The 12,131-nt window shown below is 39.0% G+C and carries 8 protein-coding genes and 1 other RNA gene; 7 read left to right on the top strand and 2 right to left on the bottom strand.

Features of this window, described 5'->3' with window-relative positions; translation table 11 throughout:
* Window positions 1-9 precede the first annotated feature (9 nt).
* On the top strand, window positions 10-714 hold the full coding sequence (locus tag G3R48_RS16445; RefSeq protein ID WP_153662326.1) for a DUF2057 domain-containing protein: 705 nt from the start codon (window positions 10-12) through the stop codon (window positions 712-714).
* Window positions 715-985: 271 nt separating this feature from the next.
* Window positions 986-1,264 carry a late competence development ComFB family protein gene (locus G3R48_RS16440; protein WP_153662328.1) on the top strand — a complete coding sequence of 93 codons (279 nt, stop codon included), beginning with the start codon at window positions 986-988 and terminating at the stop codon, window positions 1,262-1,264.
* Window positions 1,265-1,281: 17 nt separating this feature from the next.
* On the opposite strand, the gene ffs is transcribed toward G3R48_RS16440, so the two are convergent.
* Window positions 1,282-1,378: signal recognition particle sRNA small type (gene ffs, locus G3R48_RS16435), an RNA gene on the bottom strand.
* Window positions 1,379-1,873: 495 nt separating this feature from the next.
* On the opposite strand from ffs, the gene G3R48_RS16430 reads away from it, so the two are divergent.
* The 5 genes from G3R48_RS16430 to panP all read left to right on the top strand — a co-directional run bounded on the left by G3R48_RS16430 (window position 1,874) and on the right by panP (window position 11,673).
* Complete coding sequence (locus G3R48_RS16430) at window positions 1,874-4,063, top strand: OmcA/MtrC family decaheme c-type cytochrome (RefSeq protein ID WP_153662330.1); 2,190 nt, start codon at window positions 1,874-1,876, stop codon at window positions 4,061-4,063.
* A gap of 306 nt (window positions 4,064-4,369) precedes the next feature.
* Window positions 4,370-6,364: an OmcA/MtrC family decaheme c-type cytochrome gene (locus tag G3R48_RS16425; protein ID WP_153662332.1), complete on the top strand. Its 1,995-nt coding sequence runs from the start codon at window positions 4,370-4,372 to the stop codon at window positions 6,362-6,364.
* Window positions 6,365-6,470: 106 nt separating this feature from the next.
* Complete coding sequence (locus tag G3R48_RS16420) at window positions 6,471-7,457, top strand: DmsE family decaheme c-type cytochrome (RefSeq protein WP_153662334.1); 987 nt, start codon at window positions 6,471-6,473, stop codon at window positions 7,455-7,457.
* 11 nt (window positions 7,458-7,468) lie between these two features.
* Entirely contained in the window at window positions 7,469-9,556 is a 2,088-nt protein-coding gene (locus G3R48_RS16415; RefSeq protein WP_153662336.1) for an MtrB/PioB family decaheme-associated outer membrane protein, read from the top strand.
* 461 nt (window positions 9,557-10,017) lie between these two features.
* Window positions 10,018-11,673 (top strand): pyridoxal-dependent aspartate 1-decarboxylase PanP, encoded by a 1,656-nt coding sequence (panP, locus tag G3R48_RS16410; RefSeq protein ID WP_153662338.1) that lies wholly within the window; start codon window positions 10,018-10,020, stop codon window positions 11,671-11,673.
* Window positions 11,674-11,850: 177 nt separating this feature from the next.
* On the opposite strand, the gene G3R48_RS16405 is transcribed toward panP, so the two are convergent.
* Window positions 11,851-12,030 (bottom strand): hypothetical protein, encoded by a 180-nt coding sequence (locus tag G3R48_RS16405; RefSeq protein ID WP_153662340.1) that lies wholly within the window; start codon window positions 12,028-12,030, stop codon window positions 11,851-11,853.
* Between the last annotated feature and the right edge of the window lie 101 nt (window positions 12,031-12,131).

The raw sequence follows: 12,131 nt of genomic DNA, 5'->3' as shown, positions 1-12,131 counted from the left end.
GGAACTCTAATGAAATTTTTTGCTAAAACCAGTGCCGCACTCATCGTCCTTTTAACCTCAAGCAGTGTATTAGCTGCTAACTTAACAATCCCAATGTCGTTTGAATATCTTGCATTAGATGGACAAGAAATTAAAACCAATATGTTCACGCATCAAGCCGATTTAGCATTAACTAATGGCGAACATAAAATTGCTATTCGTTATCACGACTTAGTTGAAGATGACTTCAGCGATAGCCAGACTTTCGTGAAATCAGCACCGTTTATCGTTACATTAACAGTTGATGGCGACCACCAATATCAACTACAAACACCTAATGGGAATAACATTCTTCATCCGAATAAGTTCGCTGAAAAACCACAAATACTGATCAAACGCGCAGATAAAGGCACCGTTAATTACGTGGTAGAGCTAACAAACCTAAAAGAAAACTCATTTATTGGTAAATTATTTAACGGCGGAAATTCTAACAACTTTGATCAACTTTCTACTCAGGCAACCTCAAATTCAGCAGCAACGCATTCAACCCCACCCGTTATTACGACATCTGCAATTGCAGCGCAAACAGCCCCTACCAATGCCGTAACAGCAACTAAAAGCGCCACTCATCAGGCAACTAAAAACCAGTCACAACAAATGTTGCAATATTGGTGGCAACAAGCTGATGAAAAAACAAAGAAAGAATTTATGAGTTGGGCCATCAAACAACTTTAATCATTTTCCATTTAACGCCAGTCATTCCAAACTGGCGCTAAATGAGAGCCATCATGTTCTTTTTAATACATATCGGTTAACACTTCTTATTGTTCGTTACCAACAACTCATACATTAACCATGACACCCACTGTATTTGAAAAATTACAATATGGCTCACTAAAAGATACCCGGTTCAAATACCCTTTTGTATCTCATTAATGTTAAATCCTTTGTACAGTCACCAAGATGTGTTAAAAAGACTCAGTAGCCAAAATCAACGGAGCGATTTATGCAATTAGATATACGTAATTATTATGAAGTCCTGCTAATGGATATTTTACGTGATGAAGGATTAATGGAAGAACTACCTGAAGAGTTTATCGCAGACTTATGCTGCGTTACGTTAAATCAATTGCCTGTACGTTATATAAGACATTTAGTTGATACTTACTTTTTTGAAGATTTTGATGAATTACAAAAAATGCGTGATGAAATTTACGACGCATTGATAAAATCAAGAGCGTTTCTTAAAGAAAAATTACAAAAGGAATTAGAATCGAAGGAATAATCTAGAGTTTGGAGGTTTCCCTAGAGCCACACCCCGGCACACGAGTCGCCTGCTGCGGTTGCTCCCTTCCGGGCCTGGCCGAGTTCACAAGTTATCGTTGCGAGGGGACCCTAGAGTCACCATAGATTTCAAGTAATACTCATACTTGAACGCGATGGATTATCCACTACCACCTGCTGTTGATCAAGCCCAAATTACACTTTTTTATCTTTTTATAAATTAACTGAATAGGGATTGTACGATCTGGGTTAATAATCAAAAACAATTCAATTTTCTTCGAACATAAATACCGCTCTGTTTAACATCGAAACAATCACAACAGATTTTTGTATATTAACTCAGCCATATTTATTTTCGATATTGAAAATAACTTTCGCTATTAAACGACGCATGAATCACCTAGAAATTGTTAAAACCAAAAACATCGAATCCACCAAAAGGAAAACCAAAACACAACCCAAGGCTACATAAAAGTATTAATTGAACCTTAATCACAACTATTGATTACAGATATTACATTTTGCCACATTTAATTTAACCTCACCCCTGATACAAATACATACACTCTATTTTTTAGAATGATGACTAAAAAGTAATAGGGATAAAATAATGAAAATGAACAAAATAACAAAAACGTTTATTTGTGGCGGGTTGATGGCCTTAGCCTTAAGTGGTTGTGGTGATGATGGAAAAGATGGTATTAACGGTGAAAATGCAATCGTTGGACAATCTATCGGACAAGCAACCAGTTTTAACTTAGATATAACAGCAACCGAAATAAATGAAGGTACTGTTAAAGTATTTTTTGACTTAGAAGACGCTAACGGCGTCCCTATTTTAGATTTAACAACATATAGTGGCGTTGATACACTCGGTGTTGGGATTGCTAAATTAGTTCCACAAAATGGCAAAGGTTTTAAAACACTGCAATGGAAAAGTTACATTAACCATATTGTCCAACCAGTAGTTAAAGATATTCCTGAAGGTTACGAAGACAAAGCTAAAGCTCAAATTCAAGCAACAATTGAAAGTAGTTGTAAACAAGATTGTTTAGCAGCAAGTGATGTACCAGGTCAATATACTTACACCATGCAAACTAACCTCACTAACATTGAACCTATTGATGGGTTAGATTTAACTTTTGACAATACATTAACTCACAGAATTACTTTTGAATTACGAACAGATGGTGATGCCAACAAACTGATCAATACTCATTTTGACTTTGATCCTGTCACTGGCAAAGCCGTTGCAGCAGAAGATACTCGAACTGTTAATAATTTAGAGCAATCATGCTTACGTTGTCATGGCAGCGATTATGATCATTCTTGGGCACCCAAACTCGCACTGCATGGTGGTAAACGTATTGCATTAGAAAATTGCCAAGTTTGTCATAATAGTTATTCAGCTGATCCTGAAACAGGCTCACCATTAGACTTTGGTTATATGGTCCATAAGGTACATAAAAGTGATTATGTCATTGCAGGCTATAAGGGGGGATTACACGACTATAGTAACGTCACCTTCCCTGCTGACATGTATGATTGCCAAGTCTGTCACCAAGAAAACCAACCTAAAAGCCCTGTCGACGCTGACAACTTTAAATTCCACAATGCAATAGCTTGTGGTTCTTGTCACTCTAAATCAACCGACCCTGAGCAAATCAAAACTGATATGCATGACAAATATATGTCTGAAACTAGTTGCTCAACTTGTCATGTTGAAAAAGGAGAACAAGGCGCGGCGCATCACTTTACTGATGCAGTAGCGAAAACAAATGCAGCGGCGGCTTATAGTGCAAAATTACTGCCTCAAAGTTTAATATTTACTCCTCCTACAAGTAGCTTTCCTTTTGGTTACTTAACTTTCGACGTACAAATTAATAGCAAGGGTACAGTGGTAAGCCCAAATGAAGATGCACGATTAAGCAGAAGTTATTTAACGCTGGCTTTTGGTAATGAACAGGATTTCGGTAATAGCCAGCAAAGACAAACATACGACTTGAAACTTAAAAAACCTATTAGTGTTAATGGCAATACCTTTACTTATAAAGAAATGTTTATGCCATCTATCAGTGATATACAACTTGCAGCAACTGCGGTTATCACCACTAACATGTGCGTAGATCGTGACACATTAGCGGGTGTTGAATGCCAACAAGGGACTAATGAAGCACGAAACCCTGCTGTTATTGCCGGAAAAGCGGTACCATTTAATTTAGCAGCAACGGCAGATGTAAAAGCTCGTCGAGTTGTAATTAGTAATGAAGCTTGTGCTAAATGCCATGACAATAAGTACCTTGGTAAATTTGGTGGTCAAATGCATCATAACGGCCAGTACGCTAACTTTGAAGTTGAATGTCAACTTTGTCATAACCCAATTAATAATAAATTCAAACCATTTAACCGTAACTCTGAATTTAAAGTATTAATTCATTCATTACATGCTAACAAGCGTGCTAACCAAGATGTCGGGGAAGATAAAAGAATAAGCTACCCTGAAAATATTGGTAACTGCGCTACGTGTCATGACAAAGGTCAGTTATCGATGAATGGTTTAGACAAGGTACCCGCCACGTCAACGTTTGATACCGCTCCTGTTGAGTTTTCACCTATCGCAATTACTTGTATTAGTTGCCATGGCATTAAAGACTCATTAGTGTCACATATTCGCAGCAACGGTGGCGCTGCAAATGACGCCCCAGGAACCTACACTCCAGGAAGCGAAACATGTGCCACTTGTCATGCTGAAGGTAAATCTTTAGGAGTTGATAAAGTACACCCAATAAACTACAAATAAAGATTTAGTACAATTCAACTTAAGAGGAAGGAAACTTCCTCTTTTTTCTGCTAATCTCCTTAATCCAAAAGAGAATTAACATTATAATTAAATATAACCACACAACTCATATACCTCTTTATAAATAGATAGGTTTAGTTCACACTATTAGGTAACATTTACAGATTTACAGAACGACATGAAGTAATATTAATTTAGATTTTCTTTCGACATTAGCTTAACTGAATATTAAAAATTGCTTAAGACAATTACGATATTGAAAAACTGTATTTAAGCTTATGTTTTATCTCTAATAGGGAAAATATGATGATGATGACAAAATACACAAAAATAGCAATGTTCATTGCTGCAAGCTCCTTTGCATTAGCGGGTTGTGGTAGCGATGGAAAAGACGGAACAGATGGTCTACCAAGTGTAGACCCAGCCAAAAGCATTAACGACTTACATTTAGATGTCACAAACGTCACCTACAACGATGGCGTTCCTACTATTGAAGTATTTGCTACAAATGAAGATGACAAACCTGTTGTCGGATTATCAGATTTAGGCATAGTCATTGCCCAATTAACGCCAGCACATGCCTCTGGTGCAGGTAACAGTGCCCAATGGACTCGTACCGCGCGCGAATCAGGTCCTGACGCTTTTGTTGATCATAAAACAGGAGCCTATACATTTACCATTAAGCCTGAAGGCTTTAATGCACAATTAACTCAACGATATAACGTATACGCTGGCGGAAAAGATTCAACATTACTTGATGGTAAAACTGCGGTTCCTCGTCAAGAAATCGTTAAAGACTTTGATGGCGAAGGCTACAAAGCAAAATACACCAAAAATATCGTTTCTCATGAAGTGTGTGCTAAATGTCATAATGATTCAGAGCCATTAACTCGACGTCATAGTAGCTATTACAAAGAAGAAACTTGCGCGACTTGTCACAGCAGTTCAATGAGTCCAGACAAACAATGGAATCACTTAATCCATAATATTCACAATACCAATAAAACCTTCGAAGACAAATATGGTAACGAATATGATGGTGAAGCTGCACAGCACCTTATTCAAAACAACTGTCAATCATGTCACGTTGAAAAAGAAGGATTAGGTGAGTGGCAAAATTGGACTCAAATGCCAACCATGGAAACCTGTTCAAGTTGTCATGTCAACGTCGACTTTGTAAACGGTCAAGGCCATCCAAAACAAACTGATAATTCAAATTGTATTGCTTGTCACAGTGCAACTTGGACAGAAGAAATTCACACTGGTAAAGCCAATAGCACAAATGCGCTGATTAATCAGTACGGGTTGCATGTTGCTTCTACTATTGATGCAACAACACAAGCCGCAACCATTAGTATCCAAGTTGTTAACGCTGAAGGTGAACAAGTTGATATTAATACGCTTTCTTCGATGATCCAACGTATTGAAGTTGTTACTAACGTGGGCCCTAATAAAGTCACCTTAGGTTATAACGGCAAAGACTATATTAATGCTATTAAAAATGGCGTGATTGATCCTAAAGCTAAAATTGAAGATGGTAAGTTAATCTACACCACCAGTAAGGATCTAAACCTTGGCGCTCAAGGAAAAGATGATGAAACCGCATTTACTTTTGTTGGTTGGGGCATGTGTTCTGAAGACGGTAAATTTGTTAATTGTACCGACCCAGACTTTGACGGTAATGATTTAACTAAATATACCAGCATGAAAGCTGACATGGCATTTGCAACGTTATCTGGTGATGCGCCAAGCATGCGTCATGTTGATTCCGTTAACTTCACAGCTTGTGCAAGTTGTCACTCGGCTGGGTTCCCAGTCCATAAAGGTGGACATCACGTTGGATTTGTTATGACTGAACAGTTATCTCACAGTCAAGATGAAAACGGTCAACCTATCATTGGCGTTGATGCATGTACAGCTTGTCATACACCAGATGGTACTTATGCCGGTGGTGCCAATATGGGCGCTTTAGAAATGAAGTTACATAAAGAGCACAGCCAAGGTGATTACGCTGTTGTTAAAGGAATGAACTGTAGCCAATGTCATACCACGTTTAATCTTGATGCATTCAAAGTTAAAGGTGCAATGGCAACTGATGCAGGTAAGTATTCAACACCAATAGCTGCGACTTGTGCTTCTTGTCATAGCCATAATTTGGATGCATTCAAAGCTCACGTAGAAACCCAAGGTGCCATTGTAAATGGTGATGACAAACAAGCCGTTGATGATGCAGCTCAGTTAGAAACATGTTTCTTCTGCCATGCACCAACACCTGCTGACCATACTTCAATGAAGTTTTAACTTGCGCAACTCTTAAGGTTACGTTTAAAAATAAAGAGTTATGGAAAATAGGGGGAGTTATCTCCCCCGCTTTCACTAAATACTGTGCAAGTAAAGGAAACCTATTATGAAGATAACAACAAAAGCTACCACCCTACTTCTCCCCCTTTTAGTCTCTGCAATATTTACCCTCGGCGTTGCTAACACCGCGACAGCGGCTAAGTGGGATTCAAAAATGACCCCTGAGCAAGTTGAGACAACATTAGACAAAAAATTTGCTGAAGGAAAATATTCGCCAAAAGGCGCAGATTCTTGCTTAATGTGCCATCGTCGTTCTGAAAAGGTGATGGATATTTTCAAGGGCAAACATGGTGAAATTACTTCATCAAAAAGTCCTATGGCAGGCTTACAGTGTGAAGCTTGTCATGGTCCAATGGGCAAACATAACCGCGGTGGCAAAGAACCAATGATTGCCTTCGGTAAAGACTCAACATTAAGCGCTGAAAAACAAAACAGTGTTTGTATGAGTTGTCACCTTGACGATAAACGTATGTCTTGGGACAACAGTCACCATGACAATGCCGATGTTGCCTGCGCTTCATGTCACAGCATTCATACTGCTAAAGACCCGATTTTAGATAAACAAACAGAGAACTCAGTTTGTACTAGTTGTCATGTCAAAGAAAAAGCTGACATGAATAAACGCTCAAGCCATCCACTAAAATGGAACCAAATGACCTGTAGCGATTGTCATAATCCTCATGGCACTGACACAGACTCTGATCTTGTAAAACCAAGCATTAATGAAACATGCTATTCATGTCATACGGAAAAACGTGGTCCTAAGTTATGGGAGCATGCACCTGTCACGGACAATTGCGTCAGTTGTCATAACCCTCATGGCAGTGTAAATGAAGGAATGCTTAACACACGAGCGCCTCAATTATGTCAGCAATGTCATACTAGTGGTCATGCAAGAAATCCTAATTTTGGTAATACTGGACAAGGCTCTAACGTTAACGACAATGCATTTACTGGTGGTCGCAGTTGTTTGAATTGTCATAGCCAAATCCATGGTTCTAATCATCCATCTGGCAAATTATTGCAACGTTAGGAGATAGATTAATGAAAACTAAATTAAATATAATTACCCTAGCCTTACTTGCTAATACCAGTTTTGCCGTTATGGCTGGTGGTTATGACATAGCAAATGCCAATACATCAAAAGTGAAGTTCGATAAATGGGTTTGTAAAGGCTGTAAAGTCGAAACAGGATACACTGGACAAGTGGGTGCTGGCATTGGCTACAATAGTGAAAGCGACCTAAAATCTGCCAATGCTTTTGGCAGTGAAAATGAATTAGCAGGTAAGCTAGATGCTGATATTCGCTATCAATCAAAAACCGGTTACGCTGCCAATATTGAGGCACACAACCTAGGTTTAGATAACGGGCGTCTCGATATCAACGTCGGTAAGGCAAGTGAGTATAACTTAAACGTAAATTATCGCAGTTTAGCATCATATCAATCGAACACGGCTCTTAGTCCATACTCTGGTATTGGCGGAGACAACCTAACGTTACCAAGTAACTGGGTTTATGCTGCCACCACCGCTGGAATGACTGAATTACCCTCAAGTGTTAATCCTATTGAACTAAAGCAACAGCGCCAACGCACAGGTTTAGGGCTTGAATATCAAGCCACTTCAATGGTATCGACCTTCATTAATTTCCAACGGGAAGAGAAAACTGGCACTAAGCAAGCATCAGGCAGTATTCATGACCGCTCAATGATGATTGCAGAGCCTGTTGACTATACCACTGACACCTTAGATGCTGGCATAAAACTACGTGGCGAACACTGGTTCACCAGCCTTAATTATTCAGGTTCTTTTTTTAAAAATAATTACAATGAAGTTAGCTTTGACAGTGCTTTTTTACCTACCTTTGGTGGCGATACTCGCGGTTATTTATCACTCGATCCAGACAATGAAGCCCACACGGTTTCACTAGCAGGGCGTTATAAAGAAGATGCGACTACGGTATCGGGTCGATTAATGCTTGGTAAATTAACTCAAGATCAAGATTTCAGCACATCGGGGTACGGGTATCAATTACCAGCACAATCATTAGATGCAAGCGTTGATCTCACTTCGATGAGCCTGAAGGTAAATCATCGTTATAATCGTGACTTACGTTTAAGTGCAAGCTACGACTATAGCGATCGTGACAACAATACCCAAGTGCAACAATGGACTCAAATTAGTATTAATGACGTTAATGGAACAGCGGCTTACAACACACCTTATGATTCAACTAACCAACGGGTAAAACTTGCTGCTAATTACCGTCTCAGTCGCGACCTGAAACTGGATGGTGGCTATGACTTCAAGCGTGATGAACGTAGTTACCAAGACCGTGAAACCACTGATGAAAACAACCTATGGGCACGTTTACGCGTTACCACATTTGACCAATGGGATATGTGGGTCAAAGGTAGCTACGGCCAACGTGACGGTTCGCAATACCAAAGTTCTCAATGGACTTCTGCTGAGCAAAATAAACTGTTACGTAAGTATTACCTAGCAGATCGCAACCGTACTCAAATAGAAGCACGCTTTAACCATAACCCTATTGATAATTTAAATATTGATTTTGGGGCTAGATACGCTAAAGACGATTACAATAATACCCAAATTGGTTTAACTGACTCTGATGACAGCGCCTATGACATCAATCTTTACTATGCCTTTACTAAAGATATTTCCGCCAATACCTTTTATAGCTATCAAACGATTAACTCTAATCAAGCTGGAAGTTCAAATGGCGTTACGCCAAATTGGTACTCAAATGTTGAAGATGAAGTTAATGTTGCTGGTGTAGGTGTGATGTATGACAACTTATTAGACAGTAAAATGCGCTTAGGGTTGGACTATAGCTTCTCTCGCTCAGATTCAAGTACCAAAGTAATACAAGGAATTACTGGCGATTACGGTAATTACTACGCAAAAGCCCATAACATTAATGCTTATGCAACCTATCAAGCGACACCAAAGTTAGGCTTGCGTTTTGATTATATTATGGAAAACTATGTTGATAACGATCCATCTAACAGCATTGACCAAACTAATATTGATAATGTATTAACCTTTGGCAGTCTAAACCATGACTACAATGCCCATATGGTAATGTTAAGCTTTAGCTATAAGCTATAAGCTAATTTCATTATTAACATCTCCAATAAAAACCAGCCTTGTGCTGGTTTTTTTATAACACTTGAATAAATACTATTTTTAACATAAAATTAACAAGTGAATTATACTTTTATTGACTTTGGGCAAAGTACATTTGCCCTATTTTTTCTTTTATAGCACCTTGCGATTAAGTGGCCATCATCAGTTAATCGCATCAGGAATAACAACCTAACCATTGAGCAACTTAACTGCTGATAAAAAATATCCCTCATCTACTAAATGTTTACCGAGTAACAAGTACCAATCACCTAAGCATATTCATCTTAAGAAACATTGCTTTGCCCAAAAATGGCTACTGTATTATTTAAAAACTTGATGCAACCTTGCCCATAAAGTAAAGTTAGCTTCCTAATTCGTTGGTTTAGATCGTGTCAATAAATGGCAAAACCAATGTAATGATAAAATATGGCAATAATAAATAGATGACCTTGAAACATTCCCGTCCAGCACAGGCTTCAGCTGATAGCCTATTACGCATTTTTACTGCGCCAGAAGACGAAACATCCACACTGAGTATTATTGAACAGAAGCTATCTGAAGATTTAGCCGGTTTTCTTGGGGAAAGTATTGCCGCATTAGAAAAGCCACTTAGCTTAATTGAAAAAGATTTCCAAGCACATCAAATTCCAACTCAACCTAAGTTTGTCTCCGATTACACCGATGAAATCATGCAAAACTTGGTTGCTCACTCGGTACATACCGCCGCACCAAGTTTTATTGGTCACATGACATCAGCATTGCCCTACTTTGTATTACCTTTATCAAAGATGATGGTTGGGTTAAATCAAAACTTAGTTAAAATTGAAACATCAAAAGCATTCACCCCACTGGAACGTCAAGTATTGGGAATGATGCACCACCTTGTTTATCAACAACAGCCAAGCTTCTATCAACAACTAATGCATAGTGCCAGTCATTCACTAGGTGCATTTTGCTCCGGTGGCACCGTTGCGAATATTACTGCATTATGGATAGCCAGAAACCGCCTATTCAAGGCTCAAGGTGACTTTAAAGGTATCAACCAACAAGGCTTGCACCGCGCATTAAAACACTACGGATATGACGATATAGCCATTTTGGTTTCAGAGCGCGGTCATTACTCGCTTGGAAAAGCCGCAGACTTACTTGGCATTGGCAGGGACAATATTATTAGCATACCTACCGATGCCAATAATAAGGTCGACGTTAACATGATGAGGCAAAAAGCGGCCGAACTGACTGCGAGTAATATTCGTATAATGGCCATTGTTGGCGTGGCAGGAACCACTGAAACCGGTAATGTTGACCCATTAAATGAACTTGCCGACCTAGCACAAAAAATTGATTGTCATTTCCATGTTGATGCTGCTTGGGGCGGTGCGAGTTTATTATCGAATAAGTACCGTTATCTATTAAACGGTATTGAGCGTGCTGATTCCGTTACAATTGATGCCCACAAACAAATGTATGTCCCAATGGGCGCTGGCATGGTGTTATTCAAAGATCCGGAATTGGCACAATCCATTGTCCACCATGCAGAATACATATTACGTATAGGTTCAAAAGATTTAGGCAGCCAGACCCTTGAAGGTTCACGTCCAGGTATGGCTATGTTAGTTCATGCCTGTTTGCAAATTATTGGGCTTGATGGCTATGAAATACTGATAAACAACAGTCTTGAAAAAGCCCGTTATTTTGCTCAACGCATTAAAGACAACCCCGACTTTGAATTAGTCACTGAGCCTGAACTGTGTTTATTAACCTACCGCTTTGTCCCTGCTATAGTGCAGCAAAAAATGGCGTTAGCGTTATCAAGAAACGATCAAAGTGCACTCAAGCAATTTAATGACAAACTAGAGCGTTTAACCCGCTTTATTCAAAAACATCAACGTGAACAAGGTAAATCCTTTGTTTCTCGTACGCGTATAAAACCGGCTAAATATCATCGCCAGGTCACAACGGTATTTAGAGTTGTTTTAGCAAACCCATTAACAAGCGAAGAGATTTTAAATCAAGTGCTAGAAGAACAAAGTAATATTGCTAAACTCGACAAACAAGCATTATCAGCGCTGTTAACCCTAGCAGAGCACTACAAGTAACACTCTACTGTGTTTTATTGCATGCACTATTTTCGTCAATCACTCTACGTCATCTAAATTAAAAAGCAAAAGCTGCTATTACCAACAGCTTTTGTTATTTAACACAGCCCTTGCATTCGTTTTTGATACTGAACAACACTAATACTTCACTCATGGCTTGCCACGACCACTTAATGTTTAGTTGAACAAATACTTTATCGATTGAGGTAAACCGCCTTGGACTAACAACATCAGCGAAATATATCGACTGGCTTTGGCTTTGGCTTTGGCTTTGGCTTTGGCTTTGGCAAGAATAAGGTAAGATTTATAAGGTAGATACAAAAAAGCCCCGACTAATGTCGAGGCTTTATTGTCCATCACTCAAATTACAACATACATTGCAGTGAGTCTAATAATGGTACCCGAGGCCAGACTTGAACTGGCACGCCTATTAAGCGAGGGATTTTAAATCCCTTGTG

This window comes from Shewanella intestini (assembly GCF_018221465.1).
GTDB lineage: Bacteria > Pseudomonadota > Gammaproteobacteria > Enterobacterales > Shewanellaceae > Shewanella > Shewanella intestini.
This window is presented reverse-complemented; position numbering and strand designations above follow the sequence as displayed.